This is a genomic window from Microbacterium sp. BH-3-3-3 (assembly GCF_001792815.1).
Lineage (GTDB): Bacteria > Actinomycetota > Actinomycetes > Actinomycetales > Microbacteriaceae > Microbacterium.
In genome coordinates this window covers 894477-917162 of sequence record NZ_CP017674.1, presented here as the reverse complement: position 1 = coordinate 917162, position 22686 = coordinate 894477, and the positions used below count along the sequence as shown (strand labels likewise).

Annotated in this window: 25 protein-coding genes; 11 read left to right on the top strand and 14 right to left on the bottom strand. The window is 71.6% G+C overall.

The genetic code is table 11. The features are described 5' to 3' along the window. Window positions 1-129: 129 nt before the first annotated feature. Complete coding sequence (locus BJP65_RS04355) at window positions 130-456, top strand: thiamine-binding protein (RefSeq protein WP_070408335.1); 327 nt, start codon at window positions 130-132, stop codon at window positions 454-456. Window positions 457-551: 95 nt separating this feature from the next. On the opposite strand, the gene BJP65_RS04350 is transcribed toward BJP65_RS04355, so the two are convergent. Next, window positions 552-1019 (bottom strand): hypothetical protein, encoded by a 468-nt coding sequence (locus tag BJP65_RS04350; RefSeq protein ID WP_181015983.1) that lies wholly within the window; start codon window positions 1017-1019, stop codon window positions 552-554. 243 nt (window positions 1020-1262) lie between these two features. Between BJP65_RS04350 and BJP65_RS04345 the strand changes: the two genes are divergently transcribed. After that, a complete protein-coding gene (locus tag BJP65_RS04345) occupies window positions 1263-2510 on the top strand; it encodes an MFS transporter (RefSeq protein WP_070408333.1) in 1248 nt (415 codons plus the stop codon). Between the two features lie 298 nt (window positions 2511-2808). Here BJP65_RS04345 and BJP65_RS04340 read toward each other — a convergent pair whose 3' ends face one another. Then, on the bottom strand, window positions 2809-4014 hold the full coding sequence (locus tag BJP65_RS04340) for a homoserine O-acetyltransferase (RefSeq protein ID WP_070408332.1): 1206 nt from the start codon (window positions 4012-4014) through the stop codon (window positions 2809-2811). A gap of 79 nt (window positions 4015-4093) precedes the next feature. Between BJP65_RS04340 and BJP65_RS04335 the strand changes: the two genes are divergently transcribed. After that, the gene (locus BJP65_RS04335; protein WP_181015982.1) at window positions 4094-4492 is read left to right on the top strand and encodes a DUF4259 domain-containing protein; all 399 of its coding nucleotides are present in this window, start codon (window positions 4094-4096) and stop codon (window positions 4490-4492) included. Between the two features lie 52 nt (window positions 4493-4544). Beyond that, complete coding sequence (locus BJP65_RS04330; RefSeq protein WP_070408330.1) at window positions 4545-5243, top strand: SDR family NAD(P)-dependent oxidoreductase; 699 nt, start codon at window positions 4545-4547, stop codon at window positions 5241-5243. Between the two features lie 254 nt (window positions 5244-5497). Here BJP65_RS04330 and BJP65_RS04325 read toward each other — a convergent pair whose 3' ends face one another. Continuing rightward, the gene (locus BJP65_RS04325) at window positions 5498-6820 is read right to left on the bottom strand and encodes a bifunctional o-acetylhomoserine/o-acetylserine sulfhydrylase (RefSeq protein ID WP_055936764.1); all 1323 of its coding nucleotides are present in this window, start codon (window positions 6818-6820) and stop codon (window positions 5498-5500) included. A 135-nt stretch (window positions 6821-6955) separates the two neighbouring features. Between BJP65_RS04325 and BJP65_RS04320 the strand changes: the two genes are divergently transcribed. Then, window positions 6956-7744, top strand: coding sequence for an SDR family oxidoreductase (locus BJP65_RS04320; RefSeq protein ID WP_181015981.1), 789 nt, complete (start codon window positions 6956-6958; stop codon window positions 7742-7744). 122 nt (window positions 7745-7866) lie between these two features. Here the strand turns inward: BJP65_RS04320 and BJP65_RS04315 are convergent, their stop codons facing one another. Continuing rightward, window positions 7867-9366 (bottom strand): MFS transporter, encoded by a 1500-nt coding sequence (locus BJP65_RS04315; protein ID WP_181015980.1) that lies wholly within the window; start codon window positions 9364-9366, stop codon window positions 7867-7869. Window positions 9367-9523: 157 nt separating this feature from the next. Here BJP65_RS04315 and BJP65_RS04310 point away from each other — a divergent pair, with 157 nt between their 5' ends. The 3 genes from BJP65_RS04310 (at window position 9524) to BJP65_RS04300 (ending at window position 11366) form a co-directional block, all read left to right on the top strand. Next, window positions 9524-10009 carry a phosphoribosyltransferase gene (locus BJP65_RS04310; protein WP_055834678.1) on the top strand — a complete coding sequence of 162 codons (486 nt, stop codon included), beginning with the start codon at window positions 9524-9526 and terminating at the stop codon, window positions 10007-10009. After that, the gene (locus BJP65_RS04305; protein WP_070408328.1) at window positions 10006-10692 is read left to right on the top strand and encodes a uracil-DNA glycosylase; all 687 of its coding nucleotides are present in this window, start codon (window positions 10006-10008) and stop codon (window positions 10690-10692) included. Before BJP65_RS04310 ends, BJP65_RS04305 begins: the two co-directional genes overlap by 4 nt. A gap of 62 nt (window positions 10693-10754) precedes the next feature. Next, window positions 10755-11366, top strand: coding sequence for a GNAT family N-acetyltransferase (locus tag BJP65_RS04300; RefSeq protein WP_055835940.1), 612 nt, complete (start codon window positions 10755-10757; stop codon window positions 11364-11366). A gap of 356 nt (window positions 11367-11722) precedes the next feature. Here the strand turns inward: BJP65_RS04300 and BJP65_RS04295 are convergent, their stop codons facing one another. The 8 genes from BJP65_RS04295 to BJP65_RS04260 form a co-directional block, all read right to left on the bottom strand. Beyond that, window positions 11723-12049 (bottom strand): protealysin inhibitor emfourin, encoded by a 327-nt coding sequence (locus tag BJP65_RS04295; protein WP_070408327.1) that lies wholly within the window; start codon window positions 12047-12049, stop codon window positions 11723-11725. Next, window positions 12036-13094: a M4 family metallopeptidase gene (locus BJP65_RS04290; RefSeq protein ID WP_070408326.1), complete on the bottom strand. Its 1059-nt coding sequence runs from the start codon at window positions 13092-13094 to the stop codon at window positions 12036-12038. The genes BJP65_RS04295 and BJP65_RS04290 overlap by 14 nt, the downstream gene beginning before the upstream one ends. 137 nt (window positions 13095-13231) lie before the next feature. Further along, a complete protein-coding gene (locus BJP65_RS04285) occupies window positions 13232-14020 on the bottom strand; it encodes an ABC transporter ATP-binding protein (protein ID WP_181015979.1) in 789 nt (262 codons plus the stop codon). Continuing rightward, the gene (locus BJP65_RS04280; protein WP_083285699.1) at window positions 14017-14919 is read right to left on the bottom strand and encodes an ABC transporter ATP-binding protein; all 903 of its coding nucleotides are present in this window, start codon (window positions 14917-14919) and stop codon (window positions 14017-14019) included. The genes BJP65_RS04285 and BJP65_RS04280 overlap by 4 nt, the downstream gene beginning before the upstream one ends. Beyond that, window positions 14916-15785, bottom strand: coding sequence for an ABC transporter permease (locus BJP65_RS04275; RefSeq protein ID WP_055936774.1), 870 nt, complete (start codon window positions 15783-15785; stop codon window positions 14916-14918). Before BJP65_RS04275 ends, BJP65_RS04280 begins: the two co-directional genes overlap by 4 nt. After that, the gene (locus BJP65_RS04270) at window positions 15782-16732 is read right to left on the bottom strand and encodes an ABC transporter permease (RefSeq protein WP_070408325.1); all 951 of its coding nucleotides are present in this window, start codon (window positions 16730-16732) and stop codon (window positions 15782-15784) included. Before BJP65_RS04270 ends, BJP65_RS04275 begins: the two co-directional genes overlap by 4 nt. Then, on the bottom strand, window positions 16729-18240 hold the full coding sequence (locus BJP65_RS04265) for an ABC transporter substrate-binding protein (protein WP_070408324.1): 1512 nt from the start codon (window positions 18238-18240) through the stop codon (window positions 16729-16731). Before BJP65_RS04265 ends, BJP65_RS04270 begins: the two co-directional genes overlap by 4 nt. A gap of 170 nt (window positions 18241-18410) precedes the next feature. Continuing rightward, window positions 18411-19328, bottom strand: coding sequence for an alpha/beta fold hydrolase (locus BJP65_RS04260; RefSeq protein ID WP_055834698.1), 918 nt, complete (start codon window positions 19326-19328; stop codon window positions 18411-18413). Window positions 19329-19484: 156 nt separating this feature from the next. Between BJP65_RS04260 and BJP65_RS04255 the strand changes: the two genes are divergently transcribed. The 3 genes from BJP65_RS04255 to BJP65_RS04245 all read left to right on the top strand — a co-directional run bounded on the left by BJP65_RS04255 (window position 19485) and on the right by BJP65_RS04245 (window position 21317). Further along, window positions 19485-20015 carry a carboxymuconolactone decarboxylase family protein gene (locus BJP65_RS04255; protein WP_070408323.1) on the top strand — a complete coding sequence of 177 codons (531 nt, stop codon included), beginning with the start codon at window positions 19485-19487 and terminating at the stop codon, window positions 20013-20015. Then, window positions 20012-20755, top strand: a complete 744-nt coding sequence (locus BJP65_RS04250; RefSeq protein WP_070408322.1) for a tyrosine-protein phosphatase — start codon at window positions 20012-20014, stop codon at window positions 20753-20755. The genes BJP65_RS04255 and BJP65_RS04250 overlap by 4 nt, the downstream gene beginning before the upstream one ends. Before the next feature lie 97 nt (window positions 20756-20852). Beyond that, on the top strand, window positions 20853-21317 hold the full coding sequence (locus tag BJP65_RS04245) for an SIP domain-containing protein (protein ID WP_070408321.1): 465 nt from the start codon (window positions 20853-20855) through the stop codon (window positions 21315-21317). 61 nt (window positions 21318-21378) lie between these two features. Here BJP65_RS04245 and BJP65_RS04240 read toward each other — a convergent pair whose 3' ends face one another. Together BJP65_RS04240 and BJP65_RS04235 are read right to left on the bottom strand one after the other, a co-directional pair. Further along, window positions 21379-21834: a Fe-S oxidoreductase gene (locus tag BJP65_RS04240; protein ID WP_070408320.1), complete on the bottom strand. Its 456-nt coding sequence runs from the start codon at window positions 21832-21834 to the stop codon at window positions 21379-21381. Next, window positions 21831-22643 carry an arginase family protein gene (locus tag BJP65_RS04235; RefSeq protein WP_070408319.1) on the bottom strand — a complete coding sequence of 271 codons (813 nt, stop codon included), beginning with the start codon at window positions 22641-22643 and terminating at the stop codon, window positions 21831-21833. The genes BJP65_RS04240 and BJP65_RS04235 overlap by 4 nt, the downstream gene beginning before the upstream one ends. Window positions 22644-22686: the final 43 nt, after the last annotated feature.

The following is a 22686-nucleotide window of genomic DNA, read 5'->3' as shown; positions in this document are numbered from 1 at the left end:
ACGCGGCGTCGTCCGACGGAGACACGCAGCGCTTCACTTCGCGGTGCGGCGCGTCGCTGCGCAGCGCTGTGCGGCGCGGTGGCGACGCGGCCCGTTCCGCCGAGGCCGCCCGCGGCCTAGTCTCGAATCATGCTCATCGCCTTCTCTGTCGCTCCCTCGGGTGTCGGAACCGTCGCCTCGGAGAACCCCGACGCGTCGGTGCACGACGCCGTCGCCGCAGCCGTCGCCGTCGTGCGCGCCTCGGGTCTGCCGCATCGCACGACCTCGATGTTCACCGAGGTCGAGGGGGAGTGGGACGAGGTGTTCGACGTCGTCAAACGGGCGACGGATGCCGTGCTGCCCTACGGATCGCGGGTGTCGCTGGTGCTGAAAGCCGACATCCGCCCCGGACACACGGGCGAGATCGACGGCAAGATCGAGCGACTCGAGGACGCGCTGGAGCGTCACGTCGACTGAGCTGATCGATCGAGCCTGATCGATCGAGCCCGATCGACGGAGTCGTGACGGGACAGTGGTCGACGGTTGCGCGAGGGGGCGCAGCTGCGTCGGGTTCACCCGGCGGGCGGGTCGTTCCAGATGCGCCTGGTGATGGCGGTGACGTCGGCATCGATGCGGGCGAGGTCTCCGCGCAGGCGGCTCTCGACGCTGTCGATCTTGGCGCCCAGGCCGGCTTCGACGGTGTCGATTCTGGCGGCGAGGCCGGCTTCGACGCTGTCGATTCTGGCGCTGAGGCCGGCTTCGACGGTGTTGATTCTGGCGGTGAGGCCGGCTTCGACGCTATCGATCTTGGCGGTGAGACCGGTCTCGACGCTGTCGACCCGGGTCCTCGTGACGTGGATCTCGGCCACCGTCTCGTACCGCACGGCGTCGAGACGTGCCTCGAGCCGGTCTGTGTTCGCCGTGATCACTTTCGTGAGCGATCCCATGATGAGGTTCGTGCTGAACGTCATGCCGCCCAGAACAGTCGCGGCGAAGGTTCCGATGAGCACCCATACTTGCGGTTCCGTCACGTCCGGCATCCCTTCATCCCGCGGTGAGGAAACCCAGACTGTCAGCTTTCCGTGGGGGTGGAACCGCTCGACCGCGGAGATCGGGAGAAGTTCACCCGCGGTGCGGGTGGGGAGGAGCAGTCCGCGGGGTGCACGGTCGACCCTGACGCCGACCTCACCCGCCGCACCCGGCCCTCGAAACGATTCGACGCTCGCGGCCGCGCGGACTAGCATCGCAAGGTGACCTCTTCGACTTCCTCGAGAGGTGCGGCGATGCGGGCGCTCCTTTCTCTCGCCATCGGCAGCTTCGGCATCGGCATGACCGAGTTCGTGGTGATGGGCTTGCTGCCCAACATCGCCCGCGAACTCGTCCCCGGCGCGTGGGCGGCCTCGCCCGACGACGCCATCGCCCAGGCCGGCTGGCTCATCTCGCTCTACGCGCTCGGCGTCGTCGTCGGTGCGCCCACGATCGCCGGCTCCGTGGCACGGTTCCCGCGTCATCGCGTGATGATCGTGCTCGCCGCCGCGCTGGCATTCTTCACCCTGCTGACCGTCATCGCCCCCACGTTCGAGCTCGTCGCGGCATCCCGATTCCTCGCCGGACTCCCGCACGGCGCCTACTTCGGCATCGGCGCCCTGGTGGCCGCCGACGCGCTCGGCCCCGGCAATCGCGCCAAGGGCGTGGCGTTCGTACTCACCGGGCTCACGATCGCCAACGTCGTCGGTGTGCCGCTGGGCACCCTTCTCGGCCAGCAGGTCGGCTGGCGCGCGGCGTTCGCCGTGGTGACCGGGATCTTCCTGCTCGCCACGATCTGCATCGCCCTCTTCGTACCGAAGCACCCCGGTTCGCCCGGTCGTCGATTGCGTGACGAACTGCGTGTGTTCCGCATCGGACAGGTCTGGTTCGCCCTCGGCATCGGCGCCGTCGGGTTCGGCGGATTCTTTGCGATGTACAGCTACATCGCGCCCATGATCACCGATGTCGCGGGCCAGCCCGAGTGGGCCGTCTCGCTCGTACTCGTGCTCGTGGGGATCGGCATGACGATCGGCAACATCGTCGGCGGCGCGCTCGCCGACAAAGACCTGCGGTTCTGGTTGTACGTCGGGCTCGTCGCCCTCGGTGCGGCATCGGTGGGCCTGGCTCTCACGGCCGGGTGGATCGTGGCGCTGGTGCTGTTCGCGTTCCTGGTGGCGTTCTGCGGTGCCGCCCTGAGCCCGGCGATCCAGACGCGACTCATGGACGTCGCCGAGGACAACCAGTCCATCGCCGCGGCGTTGAACCACTCGGCGCTCAACATCGGCAACAGCCTCGGCGCGTTCCTCGGCGGCCTCGCTATCGCCGCGGGCCTCGGACTCGTCGCCCCGGCGTGGGTGGGCGCTCTGCTCGCCCTGGGCGGACTGGTGGTCGCCGTGGTCTCGTACCGCGTCGAGGACCGCAGCGGACGCCACCCCGAACATCGGGTGCCGGCCGCCGAAGCCGCGCAGACCGCGATCACCGGTTCGATCCCGACGCAGCGCTGAGCGCGCGTCGTGTCGACCACGGGCCGGCGGCTGACGCGGCGCTGAACCTTGGCGCGAGTGTCCCGGACACGCCGCCTTGGGGTCCGGGGATGCGGAGTGTTCTGGACACTCGACGGTGTGTGCGGGCGGTCGCGGCGACGGCGCGCCGCTCGGGTGAGGGTCCGGAACGCGCCGGGTATGCGTGGGGGTGCCGGCTCGCCGCGGCAGCGGCGCGGCCCTACCGCGACACGCGCGACCTCGTCCTCGACCGACGGGGGGCCGGAGGAACGGATGCCGCGGTGCCCGGCATCCGGAATCGTCAGGTCGCGAAAAGACGACGCAGGTGCAGGGCGACGGCGGCGGTCTCGATGAGGAAGCCGTCGTGGCCGAAGTCGCTCGACAGCACGACGGCGTCGTCTCCGTCGAGCGTGTTCGGGATGCCGCGGGCGATGCGGTGCTGCCCGTCGATAGGGAACAGGCGGTCGCTGTCGATGCCGAGCACCAGGGTCGTCGCCGTGACGCGGCCGAGGGCGTCTTCGACGCCGTCGCGGTCGCGGCCGACGTCGTGCGAGTTCATGGCCTCGACGAGGGTGAGGTAGCTGTTCGCGTCGAAACGGCGGGTGAACTTGTTGCCATGGAAGTCGAGGTACGACTCGACGGCGAAGCGTCCGCCGCGGCCCAGCGGGCTCACCCCCGACTGCCACGAACGTTGGAATCGCTGGTTGAGCTCGGTCGGGCTGCGGTAGTTCAGCAGTGCCATGCGCCGAGCGAGGGCGAGTCCGCGGTGCGGGCCGTCGCCGTCGCCGGCGTCGTAATACTCGCCGCCGGCGAAGCGGGGGTCGATGCGCACGGTGTCGAGCTGCACCGAGTTCAGGGCGATCTGGTCGGCGGTCGTGATCGGCGGGGCGGAGAGGATCGCGGCGCGGGCGACGCGGTCGGGGTGGCCGACGGCCCACTCGATCGCGTGCATTCCGCCCATCGACCCGCCGACCACGGCGAACCACCGCTCGACGCCGAGCTCGTCGGCGAGCAGGGCCTGAGCCTCGACCTGGTCGCGGATCGTGAGGTACGGGAAGCGCGAAGCCCACTCGTAGCCGTCGGGGGCGATGCTCGCCGGTCCCGTCGAGCCCTGGCATCCGCCCAGCATGTTGGGGGCGACCACGAACCAGCGGTCGGTGTCGATGGCCGCACCGGGGCCCACGAGGTCGCTCCACCACCCGGCGGTGGGGTGCCCCGGACCGGCGGCACCGCGCACATGGCTGTCGCCGGTGAGCGCGTGGAGGATCAGCACGGCGTTGTCGCGGGCGGGGGAGAGCTGTCCCCACGTCTCGTACGCGAGACGCACGTGGGGCAGCGACTGCCCGGTCTCGGTCGCGAACGCGCCGAACGAGGCGAATCGGCGGTCCCCCGCGGGGTCGCCGTCGCGCCACGCGCCGGTCGCCGGGGGGCGTCCGAGCAGCGATCGGGCATCGGCCTCCGTCACCGGGGCCGAGGGCACCGTGTCTTCGGAGATCTGCCAGTCCATGGCATCCATTCTCGTCGGTCGCCGGCGGCCCGACCGGACTGTTACGTCGATGTCGGAGACCGCGCGTACGATTCGGCGCATGGGTGCATGGAGCGCAGAACCGTTCGGGAACGACACCGCCGCCGACTGGGCGTACGAACTCGAAGGGCAGACCGACTGGAACGTCGTGCGCGACGCACTGCGCGTCGCCGCCGATACCGAGGGCTCGCAGCTCGACTCCGACGCCGCGACGGTGGCGATCGCGGCCGCCGAGGTCGTCGCGCGGGGGCTGGGGCGGGTGCCCGGCCGGGCCTTCTCCGACGCGGTCACGGCGTTCGTGGCGCGCGCGTCGGCGCCGTCCGCCGAGTTGGTGTCGTTGGCCGACGCCGCGGTCGTCCACGCGACCTCCGACGACGGTGAACTGGCCGAGCTCTGGGAGGACGACCCCGACTGGCACGCCGAGAACGAACGCCTGCGCTCGGCGCTGACCACCGTCTGACCTCCTTGTCCAGCCCCCGCCTCCGGCGCGGAGGGCTGGCCAGAATCGCCGCATGGCGACCTTCCTTCTCATTGCGGCCTCAAGCGACATCGGCGGGGCGACCGCGACCCGACTGCGCGACGCCGGTCATCGCGTTGTCACGACGGCGCGGGATTCCTCGGTCATCGAGCCCGACTTCGTTCTGGATGCCACGGACTTCGACGCCGTCGACCGCGTGGTCGGCGAGGTGGGCGAGCTCGACGGCATCGCGGTGTTCGCGGGCTCGATGCTGCTCAAGCCCGCGCACCTGACCTCGCGCGAGCAGTACGACGGCCTCATCGCCGCCTCTCTGACCACGTCGTTCGCCGCCGTGCGCGCAGCCGGGACGCACATGCGCGACGGTGGCTCAGTGGTGCTGGTGTCTTCGGCCGCGGCCCTGGCGGGACTGCCGAACCACGACGGCATCGCCGCCGCGAAGGCCGGCGTCATCGGGCTGACGCTGTCGGCCGCCGCCAGCTACGCATCGCACGGGCTGCGGGTGAACGCCGTCGCGCCGGGCCTGGTTCAGACGCGCCTGACCGCGAAGCTCACGTCGACCGACATGTCTCGGAAGGTGTCGGAGGCCATGCACCCCCTCGGACGCCTGGGCGAGCCCGAGGACGTGGCTCGCGCGGTGGAGTTCCTGCTCTCGCCCGAGAACGCGTGGATGACGGGCCAGATCATCGGGGTCGACGGGGGCCTCGGGAGCCTGCGTCCGCGCCAGAAGGTCTGACGCGGGCGTCGCGCGGTGCGCGGCGTGTGATCAGCGGAGCGTCAGGGACGGGGGAGGGTCGCCATGCGGCGTGGGTCCTCCTGGCATCCCTGGTCCTCCGCTCGTCACCCGACGCCGCGCTGCGCGCGCCGCGCGACGCCGAGCTGTCCGCACGCTGCGCGACGCGACGCGCCGGACACGAAGACGACGCATCCCTCGACGCCGCGAAACGCCCCGACCCGGACAGCCGGGTCGGGGCGTTTCGCGAGAGGGGGTCAGACGCGCGAGGCCTCGGACAGGCGCCGCGCGGCGGCGAGGGCCTGGTCGAGGTCGGCCTTGAGGTCGGCGATGTTCTCGAGACCCACCGACAGGCGCACGAGGCCCGGCGTGACACCGGCGGTGAGCTGCTGCTCGGGCGTGAGCTGGGAGTGCGTGGTGGATGCCGGGTGGATGACGAGCGAGCGCACGTCGCCGATGTTGGCGAGGTGGCTGAACAGGCTCAGCGAGTTGACGAACTCGCGACCCGCTTCGACACCGCCCTTGAGCTCGAACGACAGCACGGCACCCACGCCCTTGGGGGCGTAGTTGTTCGCGGCGGCGTACCAGGGCGAGGTGGGCAGGCCCGAGTAGTTCACGGTCGCGACATCGGGGTGCGACTCGAGCCACTCCGCGATCTCTTGCGCGTTCTGCACATGACGCTCGATGCGCAGCGACAGGGTCTCGATGCCCTGGATGAGCTGCCAGGCGCTCTGCGGCGCGATGGAGGCACCCAGGTCGCGCAGCAGCTGCACGCGCGCCTTGATGATGTACGCGAGACCGTCGCCGACCGCCTGCGTGTAGACGGCGCCGTGGTACGACGGATCGGGCGTGGTCAGGCCGGGGAACCGGTCGGAGTGCTCCGACCAGGGGAAGGTGCCGCCGTCGACGATGACGCCGCCGATCGTGGTGCCGTGCCCGCCGAGGAACTTGGTCGCGGAGTGCACGATGATGTCGGCGCCGTGCTCGAAGGGACGGATGAGGTAGGGCGTCGCGATCGTGTTGTCGACGATGAGCGGCACGCCGGCCTCGTGCGCGACATCGGCGACCGTGCGGATGTCGAGCACGTTGATCTTCGGGTTTCCGATGGTCTCGGCGAAGAAGAGCTTGGTGTTGGGACGCACGGCGGCACGCCAGGCGGCGGGGTCGTCCTGGTTCTCGACGAACGTCGTCTCGATGCCGAGCTTCGCGAGGGTGTACTTGAAGAGGTTGTAGGTGCCGCCGTAGATCGAGCTCGACGACACGATGTGGTCGCCGGCCTGCGCGATGTTGAGCACGGCGATGGTCTCGGCCGCCTGGCCGCTGGCGACGAGCAGAGCGCCCGTGCCGCCCTCGAGCCCCGCGACGCGCTGCTCGACGACGTCTTGCGTGGGGTTCTGGATGCGCGTGTAGATGTTGCCGAACTCGGCCAGCGAGAACAGGTTCGCGGCGTGGTCGGCGTTGTCGAACACGTACGAGGTGGTCTGGTAGATCGGCGTGGCCCGGGCCTTGGTCACCGGATCGGGCTGGGCACCGGTGTGGATCTGCTTGGTCTCGAAACGCCAGTTCTCGGATGCCGACATGGCCGCTCCTCAGCTCGGGTGGCCTGGGCGGTCGCCGTGGCCTGATGCGAGCGTAGACACCGCCTCCGACACCGACAACAGGGGCGGACACGGGCCGTAACACCCGTGTCGGAGGGTGCCGGTAGCGTGGATGCCATGACGCGACGTGCAGTGGTGACCGGGGCCAGTTCGGGTATCGGAGAGGCGACGGCGCGACTGCTGCGCTCGCGCGGGTGGGACGTGGTGGGCGTCGCCCGCCGGGCCGAGCGGCTCGCGGCGCTCGAGGCCGAGACCGGTGTCGTCGCCCGCGCGGCCGATCTCACCGTCGCCGACGACATCGCCGACCTGTCGGCCTGGCTCGCCGAGACCGGTGGCGTCGACGCGCTGGTGCAGGTGGCCGGTGGGGCGCGCGGCACCGACCGGGTCGAAGACGGCGACGCCGACGACTGGCGCTGGATGTTCGAGGCCAACGTGCTCTCGTCGCAGCGGCTCGTGGCATCCCTTCTCCCGCTCCTCCGCGAGGCCGCGCAGCGCGTCGGGCACGCGGACGCGCTGTTCGTCACCTCCACCGCCGCGAAGACCGCGTACCCGGGAGGGGCGGGGTACAACGCCGCCAAGGCGGGCGAGGCCATGCTCGTGAACGCCCTGCGGCTCGAACTGAACGGCGAACCGATCCGTGTGATCGAGATCGCGCCGGGCATGGTGCGCACCGAGGAGTTCACCCTCAACCGCGTGGGCGGCGACCACGATGCCGTCGACAAGCTCTACGAGGGCGTCGAGGCGCCCCTGGTGGCCGACGACGTCGCCGACGTCATCGCCTACGCGCTCGATGCACCGGGGCACGTCAACCTCGACCTCGTGACGATGCGCCCCGTCGCGCAGTCGGCGCAGCACCTGCTCGCGCGGGGGCCGCTGCGCCCCCGTCAGAGCGAGCGCCCGGAGTAGCCGAGGGGCCGTTCCCGTCAGGGCTGCCGCCCGGTGTCGCCGGCATGCCGTCACCGTCGGTCTCTCCGCCGCGATCACCGTGGGCCCGTCGATCCTCGGCCGGTCGAGCCCGAGGTCGTCGTTCAGGCCACCTCGCCGCGTGCGGCGTGGGCGGCGGTCTCGGTCTCGGCGCTGTCGGCGAACGCCACTTTCGGCACGAAGAACAGCAGCACGGCCGCGGCGAATCCGCCCGCCGCGCAGATCGCCCACACCGTCAGGTAGCCCGCGAGCGGTGCGGCGGTGGCGGCCACGGCCGCACCGGCTCCACCGGCGAGGACCACGCCGAAGACGGCGGACGACATCGTTCCGCCCACGGTCTTGGTGGTGTTGGTCAGGGCGGATGCCACCCCTGTCTGCCCGCGAGGAGCGGCGGCGGCCGCGGCCGCGGGCATCGCCGCGACGAGGGCGCCCGAGCCCATCCCGGCGATCGCGAGGCACAGCAGCACCTGCCAGAGCTCGACGTGCAGGGGGAGCAGGAGCGCGTATCCCGCACCCACGAGCGTCGCGGCCCCGATCAGCATCGCGCGCGGACGCGCCCACCGCGAGGTCACGGCGAACAGCACAGCGCCGACGATGAGCGAGACGAGGTAGACGCCGATGACGTTCGATCGGTCCGCGGCATCGAGACCCAGGCCGTAGCCGAGTGCGCGGTCGGTGCCGGCGTAGGTCGCGAGCGGGCCCTGCGCTCCCAGCAGGCTGATGCCCACGAGGAAGGCCGTGGCCTGCACCGGCCACATCTCGGGCCGGCGCAGCACGCGGATGTCGATGGCCGGATCGCGTTGACGGAGCTCGAACAGCACGAAGACCACGCCCAGCACGAGGCCCGCGGCCAGCAGCCCGACGATCGCGATCGGACCCGGGCCGTCGGGGAGCCGCACGAACGACAGGGCGCCGGTGACGCAGAGCAGAGCGCCGGCGAGGATCGTGAAGCCGCCGAGGTCGAGGCGGCGGTCGCTCGTCGACGGCTCGGACTCGGGCACGCCCCACCAGATCACCAGGCAGATGAGCGTCACGACGATCGCGGGGACGGCGAGCGAGAGGCGCAGATCGCCGCCGGTCGCGGTGAACAGGCGCCCCGCAGCCAGGGCGCCGATGATCGCGCCGGCCTGCAATCCCACGACGAGCAGACCTGCGGCGCGGCGGGTCTGCGACACCCCCCGCTGCTGCCGGCGTCCACGGTCGAAGATCAGGGCGATCTCGAGCGGCAGCCACACGACGTAGAAGCCCTGCAGGGCCCAGGCCAGCAGGAACGTCGTGAACGAGTCGGCGAAGACGAGCCACCAGCTCGCCGCCGCGGTCGCGATCGCCGAGAACAGCAGCACGCGCTTGTGCCCGAACATGTCGCCGAGTTTGGCCAGCACCGGCAGCACGAGCGCCGACAGCAGAAGCTGCGCGGCTTCGAACCAGTTGACGTCGGCGTCGCGGATCCCCAGGTGCGTGACGATGTCGGGCAGCAGGGGGACGTAGAACCCCTGAAGGATGCCGCTGGCGAGCTCCACCAGCACGAACCACCCGATGAGCCCCGCGGTCACCCCGAGCGCCGAGGTGCGCACCCGTCCGACCGCACCCGAGATGCGCGACATGGCGCGACGATAGCACCGCCGCCGTCCTCGGCATCCGCAATCGACTCCCCGCCGGGGTGCCACGATCGCACCGGGCACCCCGCGATGAGGCGGCATCGGGCGCGGCGGCGTCTCGATCACGCCCTAGGGTGAGACGAGTCGACGAGAGGAGTCCGGTGTGACGGACGAGCGCGAGCGGTTGAGCTGGGACGATTTCGGGGTCGCCACGCGCGACATCTCCCGGGCGATCGTCGCCGACGGGTTCCACCCCGAGGTGGTCGTCGCGATCGCCCGAGGCGGACTGCTGCCGGGCGGCGCCATCGCGTACGGACTGGGTGTGAAGAACTGCGGCGCTCTCAACGTCGAGTTCTACACCGGCGTCGGCACCGTCCTCGATGCGCCCGAACTGCTGCCCCCCGAGCTCGACCTGTCGTACCTCACCGGACGACGGGTGCTCCTCGTCGACGACGTCGCCGACAGCGGTCGCACCCTCGACCTCGCCGTGAAGCTCCTCGGCCGGCACGGCGCCGAGACCCGTTCGGCCGTGATCTACACGAAGCCGTCGACGATCATCACCCCCGACTACGCGTGGAAGGACACCGATCTCTGGATCGACTTCCCCTGGTCGCACCAAGGGTCGGTGCACGAAGAAGACGCCGCGTGAGCGGCAAGACTCTCGCGCAGCTCGCCGATGCCGGCCTGATCGACGCGTCGTGGGTGACGCCCCTCGCCCTCGTCGCCGACGACATCGCGGCGCTCGGGGAGCGCCTGCGCACCGAGGGGCAGCCGTACCTCCCCGCCGGTGACCTCGTGCTGCGTGCGTTCCGCACGCCGATCGACGCGGTGCGCGTGCTGATCGTCGGCCAGGATCCGTACCCCACCCCGGGGCACCCGATCGGCCTGTCGTTCGCAGTCGACCCGCACGTGCGGCCCGTGCCGCGGAGCCTGTCGAACATCTACCGCGAGCTCTCCGACGACCTGGGGATCGCCCCCGCGCCGCACGGCGACCTCTCGGCCTGGGGCGCGCAGGGCGTCATGCTGCTGAACCGTGTGCTCACCGTGGCGCCGGGCTCCCCGGCATCCCATCGGGGGTGGGGGTGGGAGCGCGTGACCGACCACGCCATCCGCAGCCTCGTCGCCCGCGAGGCTTCGCTGGTCGCGGTGCTGTGGGGGAAGGATGCCATGAACCTGGCCCCCCTGCTCGGTGACACCGCCATCGTGTCGTCGCCGCATCCGTCGCCCCTGTCGGCCAGCCGGGGGTTCTTCGGCTCGAAGCCGTTCTCGCGGGTCAACACCCTGCTCGAGGAGCAGGGCGCGGACCCCGTCGATTGGCGTCTCCCGGCCTGACGACAGCGCCGCGCGGCCCGGGGTCACACGCTCGAAACGCCGCTGTGCGTAAAGTGTCGAGCGTGCTGGAAGAGGAGTACGAGAAGGCCCGCCGTCGGTTGCCCACGCACCTGCGGCGTGCGCCGGAGCCCGAACGACCGTTCACGTATGAGATCCGCCCGGCCACCGAGGCCGACATCCCCCACATCCGCGAGATCTACAACTATTACGTGCGCAATTCCGTCGTGACCTTCGACGAGAAGGCCTGGACGATCGCGAAGTGGCGCGACAAGTTCGCCACGTTGAACAAGCTCGGACTTCCCTTCCTCGTGGCGGAGTCGCCCAGCGGTCAAGTGCTCGGGTACGCGCTGGTGCAGCCCTGGCAGTCCAAGTCGGCGTACCGGTACACGGTCGAGAACTCGATCTACCTCGGTCAGGCCGCGGCGGGCAAGGGACTCGGCCGCGCCCTGCTGGAGGCGCTGATCTCCGCGTGCCAGGAGCTCGGCATCCGCGAGATGGTCGCCGCGATCAGCGACAAGGGAGCCGACGCGTCGATCGCCCTGCACGAGAAGCTGGGGTTCACCGAGGTGGGTCGCATGGGCCGCGTGGGCTTCAAGTTCGGCCGCTGGCTCGGAGTCGTGTACCTGCAGAAGAGCATCGTGTCGAAGAAGAAGCGTCGGAGGCTGTTCGGCTGAGCTGGTTCGGGGTCCGTTGGTGTGGGCGGGCCGAACTCCTGAGTTTTGGCCTGCGGATGCCGTTCTCCGCACCCGCGCGAGGTTCGGAGCCGGATTTCTCAGGAGTTCGGCCCGCCCCGGGGCGTGGGTCCTGACGGGCGGCGGGCCCGGGCGAGGTCGCGTGGGCGGGGCCAGATGGGCCCGTGGCCGGTGCAGCCGACCCCGTTCCGATGTGCGCGGCCGCGGGTGTGGGCGGGCCGAACTCCTGAGTTTCGGGTTGCGGATGCCGTTCGCCGCACACGCGGGAGGCTGGACGCCGGATCTCTCAGGAGTTCGGCCCGCCCGCATGCGGCCGGTCGGGATGGCGCGGCCGGCGCTCAGCGCGAGCGCGGCGTCGACGGTGCGGCCCGGCGCACCTCGTCGACGAGCGTGCGCCAGGGACCGTCGACCTGACCGTCGCCCAACCGCGCTCGCCGCACGGCGATGCCTCCGCGATGCACCTCGATGCGCCACTGATAGCGGTCGGCACCCGACGACGCAGAGGGGGCGGCATCCCACGGGCAGCTCTCGACGAGTTCGCGCCACTGAGCAAGACGCGCCGGGTCGGGCTCGGCCCGCCACTGCTTCTGCAGCCCGGCGAGGCCACCCGAGCGCACGACGACCACGGCGAAGTGCTCGTCGTTCGCGGCGTCAGGCTGCGGCATCCTCCTCGACGCCGACTGCGACCCATGCGGCGCGGACGGCGGCGACCTCCTCGGACTCCTCACCGTACTCGCTGGCGGCGGTGGCGCGCGTGGCGGCGGCGAAGGCGGCGAAGTCGGCGGTGGGCGAGAGGGTGCCCGCGGTGAGGGTGCGGTACCAGATGAGTCCGGCGCGCTCCCAGGCGAAGCCGCCCAGTGTCGTCGCGGCGACGTGGAAGGCGCGGTTGGGGATGCCGGAGTTGATGTGCACGCCCCCGTTGTCGTCGTCGGTCTCGACGTAGTCGCGCATGTGTCCGGGCTGCGGGTCGGTGCCGAGCACGTCGTCGTCGTAGGCGGTGCCGGGTGCTTTCATCGACCGCAGTGCTTCGCCCTGCACGTCGGGCGCGAAGATGCCCGCGCCGATCAGCCACGACGCTTCGTCGGCGCTCTGGCCGAGCCGGTGCTGCTCGGCGAGGGCGCCGAACACGTCGGACAACGACTCGTTCAGGGCGCCGGACTGCCCCTGGTACTCGAGACCCCCGGCGGCCTCGGTCACCCCGTGGCCGAGCTCGTGCGCGATGACGCTGAGCGAGCGGGTGAACCCGACGAACACCTCGCCGTCGCCGTCGCCGAACACCATGCGCTCGCCGTTCCAGAACGCGTTGTCGTAGTCGTCGCCGAAGTGCACCGTCGCGAGCAGCGAGCCGCCCGCCGCGTCGATGCCGTCGCGTGCGAAGGCGTCCCAGAAGAAGTCGTACGTGGCACCGAGACCGCCGTACGCCTCGTCGACGGCGGCGTCGCCGACGGGCTCTTCGTCTTCGCTGCGCACGCGCCGACCGGGCAGGTTCTCGCTGTTCTGCGCGTCGGAGATGATGCGATCGGGGGCGGGAACCGCTTCGGCGACGAGCGCGTCGCCGTCGATCGACAGCCGGAGCCGGGTGCGGGTGGGCCGCGGCGGCCGCGGCATCGCCAGGGTCTTGCGAGCCGCGGCGGCCGCGCGTGCGAGCCGCGGGTCGTCGGTGGACGCGAGCCGATCGAGCAGGAACGGGGGAACGATGCCGGGGTACATGCGCCGAGGTTAGCGCCGACCTCCGACATCGCGGCATCCCTTGCTCACGCGCACGACGGCGCTCCGCAGCGCACGGGATGGGGCCATCCGCGCGAAGACCGCCGCGCCGAAGCCCGTTCTTGCGGCGGCGGCGAACTTCAGCGTGGCAGGGTCGGGATCGACGCCAACAGCTGCCGCGTGTACGCCGCCTGGGGCTGCAGCAGCACCTTCTCGGTCGGGCCCTGCTCGACGACCTTGCCGTCCTTCATCACCACGACCTGGTCGCACACGCTCTGCACGACGCCGATGTCGTGCGAGACGAGCACGAGGGTCAGGTCTTCTTCGGCGCGCAGGCGCGCGATGAGGCGAAGGATCTGCGCGCGCACGGTCACGTCGAGGGCCGACAGCGGCTCGTCGCCGACGAGGATCCGCGGGCGGTGCACGATGGCGCGCGCGAGCGCGATGCGCTGGCGCTGACCGCCCGAGAACTCGTGGGGGAAGCGCGAAGCCATGTCGGCGTCGAGGCCGACCTGCACGAGCACGTCGCGCACCCGGGCGCGCCGGTCGCCGTCGATGCCCAGGGCCCAGAGGGGTTCGCCCACGATGCGACCGACGTCCATGCGCGGATCGAGCGACGCGTACGGGTCTTGGAACACCATCCCGGTGGTGCGGCGCAGCCAGTGCAGCGAGCGGGCGGAGCCGCCGGCGACGACGGGGCGCCCCGTCACCTCCACGGTGCCCGCCGACGGGGTGTCGAGGCCCAGCAGCAGCCGGACGAGCGTCGACTTGCCCGATCCCGACTCGCCGATGATCCCCACCGCCGAGCCCGCGAGCACCGACAGGTCGACGTCGTCGAGGGCCGTCGTGCGTTCGGGCCGTGCGAAGCCCTTCCGCGGTGCGGGATAGGTGCGCGAGAGCCCGCGCGCGTGGATGAGCGTCTCGGTCACGGCGTCTCCCCACCGGTCGGCGCGGCGTCGGGGGCGGTGGCGGTCGCGCCGGACCCGCCCGCGTCGCGCTGTGCGGGCTCGACCGGCACGCCGGCCGGGGTCGCGGCATCGTGACCGGCGGTCTCGGGATGCCAGAGCGTCGCCGTCGCGTCACGCAGCAGCGCCCGCGTGACCGGCGACGACGGCGCCCGCAGCAGGTCGGCGACTGCTCCGTGCTCGACCACGCGGCCGTGCTCGAGGACCACGGCGTGGGTGGCGACCTGCGCCAGCACCGCGAGATCGTGCGTGATGAAGACGAGGGACATCCCGGCGTCGTGGACCAGGGACCGCAGCAACGACAGGATCCCGGCCTGGATGGTGACGTCGAGGGCCGTGGTCGGTTCGTCGGCGATCAGCAGACGGGGACGGCACGCGAGCGCCATCGCGATCGCGACCCGCTGGCGTTGACCGCCCGAGAGCTGGTGCGGATAGCGCGCGACGATGCGCTCCGGGTCGGGGAGGGCGACGCGTTCCGCCTCGATCACGGCGCGGCGCGCCGCCTCTCGGCGGGAGACGCCCTCGTGGATGCGCACCGATTCGCCGATCTGGCGCCCGACCGTGCGGATGGGGTTGAGGGCGGTCCGCGGCTCTTGGAAGACCATGCCGATGTCGTCGCCGCGCAGGCGCGCGAGCTCGCGGTCGTCGAGACCCAGGATCTCGCGGTCGTTCCAGCTCACGCTCCCCGAGGCCCGGGCGTCGTCGGGCAGCAGCCCCAGGATCGCCAGGGCGGTGAGGGACTTGCCCGAGCCCGATTCGCCGATGATGCCCACCCGTGCGCCGTCGGGCACCTCGAACGACACGCCGTCGACGACGGCGCGGCCGCCGATCTCGACGCGCAGGTCTTTCACGACGAGGCTCATGCGACCACTCCCGGAACGTGGGTGCGGGCGGCGGGTGCACGCTGGGCGAGCGTCGGGTCGGCGGCTTCGCGCAGGGCGTCGCCGAGCAGGTTGAGCCCCAGCACGGTGAGGGTGATCGCCAGCCCCGGCCAGACGACGGTGAGCGGGTGCACCGAGATGTACGACTGCAGATCGCTCAGCAGGACGCCCCACGACGGTTGGGTGACCGGGGCGCCGAAGCCCAGGTACGACAGTCCGGCCTCGGCGAGCACGGCGACCGCCATGCCCCACGACAGCTGCACGATGAAGACGGGGGCGACGTTGGGCAGCAGGTGCCGGGTGAGGTTCTGCCAGGGGGTCAAACCGCTGGCACGCCCCGCGAGCACGAAGTCGCTGTGCAGCACGCGACGCAGTTCCGGGCGCGTCACGCGGGCGATGTTGACGCCGAAGCCGATCCCCACCGACCAGATGACCACGGCGAGGGAGCCGCCCCAGACGGCCGAGATCATCATGGCGATGATGAGCACGGGGAACGCGATCAGGATGTCGACGAGCACGGCGATGCTCTCGCGGATCCACCGCGCGGTGAGCGAGCCGAGGGCGGCGAGGGCGAGGCCGAGCACCGACGCGACGATCCCGGCCCCGACGGCGACGACGATCGTCGTGCGGGCCCCCGCCATGAGCAGGCTCGCGATGTCGCGACCGTTGTTGTCGGTGCCGAGCACGTGCGGCCACGAGGGGGAGAGCCAGCGCGCACGCGCGTCGACGGCGGCGGGATCGAACGGCGTCCACACCAGCGACACCACGGCCGTGATCACCAGGAGCACGACGATCAGGATGCCGAACCGGCCGGTGCCCAGATTCCACAGGCGTTTCAGGGTGCTCACGAGGCCTCCCGCTGGCGGGGATCGATCAGGCGGTGCACGAGGTCGACGACGAAGCCGACGAGCAGCACGAACCCGGTGAGGGCGAGCAGCTCGCCCTGCACCTTCGGGAGGTCGCGCGCCGCGACGTCGGCGACGAGCATGCGGCCGACGCCGGGAAGGGTGAACAGCTGCTCGATCACGACGGCGCCGACGATGATGCCGGCGATCTGCAGTCCGAGCACCGTGATCACCGACAGTCCGACGTTCGGCAGTCCGTGGCGCACCAACGCCCGCGTGCGGGTCAGTCCCTTCGCCGCGGCCGTGCGCACGTAGTCCTGCCCGAGGGCCTGCAGGGTGGCGCTGCGGACGAACCGCAGCAGCATCGCGCCCTCGACCACGCCGATGGTGAGCGCGGGGAGCACGAGGGCGCGGAACGCCGCCCCGGGGTCGTTCCACCCGGCGCGGGGGAACCCCTGCGGCGGCAGCCAGCCCAGCCAGACGGCGAACACGACGACCAGCAGCATCCCCGCCCACACCACCGGCACGGCGGCCAGGGCCTGCGACGCGACGCTGAGGGCGGTCCCCCCGGCGGTGCGCCGGCCGAGGGCCGACAGCACTCCGAGCGGGATGCCGATGAGCAGGGCGACCGTGAGCGACATGACCGCGAGGGGCACGGTGACCCGCGCCTTGTCGAGGAGTTCGGCCGCGACCGACTCGCCGGTGACCAAGGAGGTACCCAGATCGCCCCGCAGCAGCCCGCCGATCCAGTCGAAGTACTGCGTCCACAGCGGCACGTCGAGGCCCAGGCTCTCGCGCAGGGCGGCGACCTGCTCGGGGGTCGACTGCGTTCCGGCGATCAGCTGCGCGACGTCGCCGGGGAGCACCCGCAGCGACAGGAAGATCAGCGCGCTGGCCACGGCCAGGCCCAGGAGAAGCAGGCCCAGCCGTGTCAGCGCGTAGCGGATCACTCCGAGGAGACCGTCACGCCCGCGAGGGGCAGGCGCACGTTGAGCGAGTTCTTCGGGAAGTTCGCGACGTTCGTGCCGACCGCGGTGCGCGGGGTGGCCAGGAGCAGCCAGTCGGCGGCATCCTCGTCGTCGACGATGCGGGCGGCCTCGGCGAGCAGGTCGGAGGACTGCTGCTCGTCGGTGGTCGCCTGGGCCTGCGCGTACAGGCTCTGCACCGTCGCGTTGTCGTACCCGAAGTAGTACGTGGGGTTCGCCCAGTTGCCGAAGTCCCGCGCCTCGACGTGACGCACGAAGCTCAGGTCGTAGTCGTGGTTCGTGTAGACGTCCTGCAGCCAGGTCGAGAAGTCCACCGATTCGACCTTGAGCGTGACGCCCACGTCGGCGAACGACGACACGAGGAACGTCGGGATCGACGTGGGGTAGACGTTGGGGATCGTCAGCGTCAGCTCGAGGTTCTCGGCACCGGCCTGGGCGAGCAGGTCGCGGGCGCGGTCGGGGTTGTACGACACGCTGCCCGTGAGGTCTTCGTACCCGGGGTCGAGCGGGGGGATCGGACCGTTCAGGGTCTGCGCGGCGATGACCGTCTCGACGAGGGCGTCGTGGTCGATGGCCAGACGCAGGGCCTCGCGCACCCGCTGGTCGGTGAGGGGGGCGCGCTGGTTGTTGAACGCCAGAGTCGCCTTGTCGGTGGTCAGGCCCGTGTCGATCGTGAAGTTCCCGGTGCCCTCGACCTGGCTCTGCAGTTCGGGGTCGACCTCGAGGGCGACGTCGAGGTCGCCGCTGACGGCGGCGTTGACGGCCGCGCTGCGGTCGGGGATGTAGTCGAGGACGACCTCGGCGACGCCGGCCTTGTCGCCCCAGTACCCGTCGTATCGGGCGAGCGTGAGGCTCTGACCGGTGTTGCGCGACGCGACCGTGAACGGCCCGGTGCCGTTCGCGGCGGTCTGGAAGTTCGTCGTGTCGGCGTTCTTGAACACGAGTCCGGCGCGGCCGGTGAGGGTGAACAGGAAGTCGATGTTCGGCTGCGCGAGCGTCAGCACGACGGTGGACGCGTCGGGCGAGGCGATCGAGGCGACGTTGGCGAGGTCGGCGCTGTTCTGGATGGTCGCGTCGTCCTTCGCCGTCTGCAGCGAGGTGACCACGTCGTCGGCGGTCATCGCGGTGCCGTCGTGGAAGGTCACGCCCTCCCGCAGGGTGAAGGTGTAGGTCAGCCCGTCGGGCGAGATGGTCCACTCCGTGGCCAGGGCCGGGACGATCGCGTTGTCGTCGTCGCCGTTGCGGGTCACGAGACCCTGGTAGACGTTGTCGACGAGGGCCTGCTCGAGGGCGGCTCCGCTCGTGTGGCGGATGTCGAGGTTCGACGGTTCCAGCGACAGACCCACCGTGAGGGTGGCGTCGGGGTCGACGGCACCGGTCGGGGCCGATGCGGTGTTCCCGCCGGTGCAGGAGGTGAGGAGGAGGGCTCCGATCAGGAGCGCGCTCGTGGCGAGGGCGGTGCGGCGCAGCATTGCGGGGATGTCCTTTCGCAGGCCGAGGGCATCCGAGTGCTGTGGATGCCGTGCATGGGGTGGGAACAGCCTACTTTCACCCGCATTCCCTCCACGTCCTTCATGACGGTGCGCGACGCCGTATGACGAGGAACCCGCCTTCGGGTGAGCCCCGCCGGCCGCGCCGAGGCTCAGGCGGGGGCGGCCGCGTCGCGGATGATGTCGGCGAGCGCCGCCGGGTCTTCCTCCTGCGCGTTGTGGCCGGTGGGGAGCACGCGCACGGCGGCACCGGGCACCCGTTCGACGAACTGGTCGGCGTCGGCCGCGGTGACGAAACCGCGTTCCCCGCGGATCAGCGTGATCGGGGCGGCGACACCGGCCACGTCGTCCCATCCGGTGCTCGAGAGCACCGCGCGAACGGCATCCGGGGTCGTCGCGTCGGCACCGGCGTTCGCCGCCGCTGCGGCGAGGTGGGCGAAGTGGTGCTTCCACTCGACGCGGCCGTCGGCCCGCACGCGCGAGTTGAGGAAGACCCCGCGTTCCGCGGCGTCGCGCGTGCCGCCGAGCCCGAACGACAGGGCGCGGTCGACCAGCTCGTCGCGCGACGCCCAGTCGGTGGGACCGGCGAAGAACGCGCGGATCTGCGCGGGTCCGGCGCTCGGATCCACCCCCGGGGTGATGTCGACGACGACGAGACGCGCGACGAGCTCGGGACGGGATGCCGCGACGGCGGCCGCCGTGAGCCCGCCGAGCGAGTGGCCGACCAGCGTCTGCGGGCCCTCGGTCCAGGCTTCGAGGGCGATCGCGACGTCGGGAGCCAGCACGCGCGCCACGTAGGCGGCGTCGTCGCGCCATGAGGAGTCGCCGTGGCCCGGCAGGTCGAGGGCGAGGGCGGGGACCCCCAGGTGGAGCAGCGTCGTGTCCCACGTGTGGGCGTTCAGCCCGGCTCCGTGCAGCAGGGTGACCTCGGGTGGAGCATCGCCCCACCGCAGGCCGCTCAGCGTGCGTCCGTCGGGCAGGGTGAGCTGCACCCGCTCGACGGAGGGGACGTCGAGGCCGAGATCGTCGGCCTGCGCGGGAAGGAACGAGAACTCGTCGACCTCGGGCATGACAGCCACCCTGTCATCGCGGGCCCGGATGCCGCCACCTCGGCGCCTCGGGGCGTCACGGCGGGCGTCACGGTCGGCGCCCGATCGACGGCATGACGCGACCGGTGGGTCGGCGAACGCGGCACCGGTCGCACCCGCCCGCCGTAGGCTGTCGCCATGGGCGAGGAACAGCGCGTGCACCTGTCGAAGAAGGCTCCCGAGGCCTACGCGGCCCTGCGGTCGTTCTCGACCACGGTCGGCCGCATCGCCGCCGAAGCCGGCATCGACGCGCGGCTGCGCGAGATCGTGCAGATCCACGCGTCGCAGCTCAACGGCTGCGCCTTCTGCGTGCGCGTGCACGTCGACGCGGCGGTGAAGGCCGGCCTCGACGCCGACGTCATCGCCCAGATCGCCACCTGGCGTGAGTCGGGGGTCTTCGACGAGCGGGAGCGGGCGGCGCTCGAACTGACCGAGTCGTTCACGTTCATCCACGAAGACGGCATTCCCGACGAGGTGTACGACCAGGCCGGCGGCATCTTGAGCGAGCAGGAGTACGTCGCCCTCAGCTGGGTGCTCGTGGCGATCAACGCCTTCAACCGCGTGGCCATCGCGGGTCGGTACCCCGTTCCCCCGCGCGGGGGGTCCGCCGGGGGCGTCGCCGACGACCTCGCCCCCGCCGCCCACCTCCACGGCGAGGACCCCGCGTGACCGGGTCGTCAGAGTCGCGATCGTCCGAGTCGCGATCGCTCGTGTCGGGTGCGACGAACTTCCGCGACGTCGGAGGTCTGCCGACCCGAGAGGGACGCACGCGTGAGGGGGTGCTGTTCCGCTCCGGCAACCTCGTGCACCTCGACGACGCCGGGGTGCAGACGCTGCGCGAGCTCGGCATCCGGCGCGTGATCGACCTGCGCGACGAGGCCGAGGTGGCCCACGCGCCCAGCCGCTTCGACGACGTGCCGGTCGACGTGCAGCACACCCCGCTGTTCCTCGGATCGGTGGCGTCGTTCTTCGCGCGTGATCTGAGCCTGGCCGACATGTACGACGGCATCGTCGATGACTCCGCCGACCGCGTCGTCGAGGTGGTGCGCGGTCTGCTCGACGCCCAGCCCGTGCTCGTGCACTGCACCGTCGGCAAGGACCGCACGGGGGTCACGGTCGCGATCGCGCTCGCCGCGGCGGGCGTGGATCGCGAGGCCGTCATCGCCGACTACGCGCGCACCGAGGCTCTGCTGCCCACCGAACGCAACGCCGCCGTGCTCGCCGCGATCCGCGCGGTGCACCCCGGCAACGTGCACGTCGAGGACTTGGCCACCCGGTCTCCGGCGCCGGTGATGCGCGCACTGCTCAGCCGGCTCGACCGCGAGTACGGCTCACCGGCGGGCTACCTGCGGGCGCACGGGCTGAGCGACGACGAGCTGCTCCGGCTGCGTGCGGTGCTGGTGGGCTGAACCGATGCGGCCGGCGCCCGCCGTCTCGTCGGCGTCGAGATACAAAGGGGGAACTCAGGTTAGGCAACCCTTCACTCGCGGTATAGTGGAAGCCATCATGACCACCTCCACCGAGCACAACGACGCCGCGTGCCGCGCGTCGCGGCACACCCGCGTGCAGCACCTGGTGACCGCCGACGAGACCTCTCTCGTCGAGCTCCAAGCTCTGCTCGCGACCTTGCCGATCTGCTCGACCGGGCGGGTGTTCGTCGAGGTGCCCGATGAGTCGTGGATCGGACGCATCGCCGCCCCCGCGCGCATGACGCTCTCGTGGCTCGATCGCTCGCGCCGTGGCGGCGCCCCCGGCACCGGCCGCGGTTGCGCTCCGGGCGAGGCCCTGGCACGGGCCGTCGCCGGCTGGTCCGGCGAGATGCTGTGCTGCGACGACGACGCCACGCGCGTGTTCCTGCTGGGCGGCTACCTGGGTACCGCCGAGATCGTCGACGACCTGGTCGCGCGTCACGGCGTCGACGCGCAGTCGATCCACACGCCCGAGCGCTTCGGTCTGGCGACCGCACGCTGAAGCGGGCCCCGCGGCGTCGCGAAGACCCCGCAGCCGTCGACCCCGACAGTGATGGTTCGGTTCAGCTGCCTCGCGGCACGTAGTTGCCCTCGATCAGGCCCGCCTCGATCTCGAAGCGGTTGCCCAGGGGATCTCGGCCCGCGAGCGCGTAGAGCACGGGCATGAGAAAGCCGTAGCGACGCCACTGGCGGTGATGCACGGCCTCGTGTCCGAGGACGACGTCGGTGGGCCGCACGTCTCCGGTGAGGAAGCAGCCCCCGACGCACACTCCGCCGCGCGGGAACGCCCACGAGGGCAGGCCGCGGAACACCCAGAGGCCCTGCCGCTTCTCGATGCGGCCGGTGCTCCACAGCGATCCCCACACCCACCCGACCGTGCAGCCGTACCAGTAGCCGACGCGGCTGACGGGGGAGTCGAGCAGCACGGCGGGAATGAAGCGATCCCAGACGCGACCGCGCGCGACGGCGCGGTCCGCGCGCTCGCGCCAGCCGGCCGGAGGGGGCGGGAGGGGGCTCATGCCAGGGCTCCGATCAGTCGAAGGATCGTTCCGAGGTCGTCCACGGCGGCGGCGGGCGACGACGGCGAGAACTCGGTCAGGGTCGCCCCCGCCATCGGCATCCGTTCTCTCAGACGACGAATGGATGCCACGACGTCGGCCGTGCGCGCACCGAAAGGCACGGGGTGGGCGACGCCGGAGATCTCGGCGGGATCGAGGACGTCGAGATCGACGTGCACGTAGACGCGCGAGGCCCCGGTGGCGACGACCGCGTCGGCCAGGGCGTCGGGGTCGGCCAACGCGTCGGCCGAGACGACGCGCACGGCGTTGTCGTCGACGTAGCGCTGCTCCTCGTCGTCGAGCGATCGGGTGCCCGCCAGCACGAGACGCGAGGCGGCGATGCCGGGGTGCAGGCGCAGAGGGTCTTCGCCCTCGCCCGTGATCGCGCGCAGCACCATGCCGGTGAACGCGCCGCTGGGGGAGGAGGCGGGGGTGTGGAGGTCGGGGTGCGCGTCGATCCACACGACGGCGAGGTCGTCGTCGGCCACGGCCGCAACCGCGCCGAGGGCGACGCCGCAATCGCCGCCCACCACGATCGCCGGTTCGGCGGAACCGCGTACGGCGTCTTCGATGCGCTCGCGCATGCGCCAGAGGGCGGTGAGCCGGTGGATGCGCGTGCCCTGGGCGTCTCCGGCCTCGGTCGGGGCCTCGAGCACCGTCGTCGAGGCGCGGGGCAGGTCACCGGCGATGGCATCGGCGCCGTCGATGAGCTGCATCGCCCGCGACGACGACGAGCCCTGCCACTGCGGGGCGACGATGAAACGCGTCATGGGTGTTCCTCGCGAAGAGACGAGAGTGCATCGCCCGGCGGGC

Coding starts and splice junctions, on each gene's coding strand:
- BJP65_RS04340 (WP_070408332.1), bottom strand. CDS start 4,014: ATGGACTGGCAGATCTCCGAAGACACGGTGCCCTCGGCCCCGGTGACG.
- BJP65_RS04295 (WP_070408327.1), bottom strand. CDS start 12,049: ATGCCGCAGCCTGACGCCGCGAACGACGAGCACTTCGCCGTGGTCGTC.
- BJP65_RS04335 (WP_181015982.1), top strand. CDS start 4,094: ATGGGTGCATGGAGCGCAGAACCGTTCGGGAACGACACCGCCGCCGAC.
- BJP65_RS04290 (WP_070408326.1), bottom strand. CDS start 13,094: ATGTACCCCGGCATCGTTCCCCCGTTCCTGCTCGATCGGCTCGCGTCC.
- BJP65_RS04350 (WP_181015983.1), bottom strand. CDS start 1,019: ATGCCGGACGTGACGGAACCGCAAGTATGGGTGCTCATCGGAACCTTC.
- BJP65_RS04280 (WP_083285699.1), bottom strand. CDS start 14,919: ATGAGCCTCGTCGTGAAAGACCTGCGCGTCGAGATCGGCGGCCGCGCC.
- BJP65_RS04240 (WP_070408320.1), bottom strand. CDS start 21,834: ATGAGCCCCCTCCCGCCCCCTCCGGCCGGCTGGCGCGAGCGCGCGGAC.
- BJP65_RS04315 (WP_181015980.1), bottom strand. CDS start 9,366: ATGTCGCGCATCTCGGGTGCGGTCGGACGGGTGCGCACCTCGGCGCTC.
- BJP65_RS04235 (WP_070408319.1), bottom strand. CDS start 22,643: ATGACGCGTTTCATCGTCGCCCCGCAGTGGCAGGGCTCGTCGTCGTCG.
- BJP65_RS04345 (WP_070408333.1), top strand. CDS start 1,263: ATGCGGGCGCTCCTTTCTCTCGCCATCGGCAGCTTCGGCATCGGCATG.
- BJP65_RS04245 (WP_070408321.1), top strand. CDS start 20,853: ATGACCACCTCCACCGAGCACAACGACGCCGCGTGCCGCGCGTCGCGG.
- BJP65_RS04355 (WP_070408335.1), top strand. CDS start 130: ATGCTCATCGCCTTCTCTGTCGCTCCCTCGGGTGTCGGAACCGTCGCC.
- BJP65_RS04265 (WP_070408324.1), bottom strand. CDS start 18,240: ATGCTGCGCCGCACCGCCCTCGCCACGAGCGCGCTCCTGATCGGAGCC.
- BJP65_RS04260 (WP_055834698.1), bottom strand. CDS start 19,328: ATGCCCGAGGTCGACGAGTTCTCGTTCCTTCCCGCGCAGGCCGACGAT.
- BJP65_RS04320 (WP_181015981.1), top strand. CDS start 6,956: ATGACGCGACGTGCAGTGGTGACCGGGGCCAGTTCGGGTATCGGAGAG.
- BJP65_RS04325 (WP_055936764.1), bottom strand. CDS start 6,820: ATGTCGGCATCCGAGAACTGGCGTTTCGAGACCAAGCAGATCCACACC.
- BJP65_RS04330 (WP_070408330.1), top strand. CDS start 4,545: ATGGCGACCTTCCTTCTCATTGCGGCCTCAAGCGACATCGGCGGGGCG.
- BJP65_RS04255 (WP_070408323.1), top strand. CDS start 19,485: ATGGGCGAGGAACAGCGCGTGCACCTGTCGAAGAAGGCTCCCGAGGCC.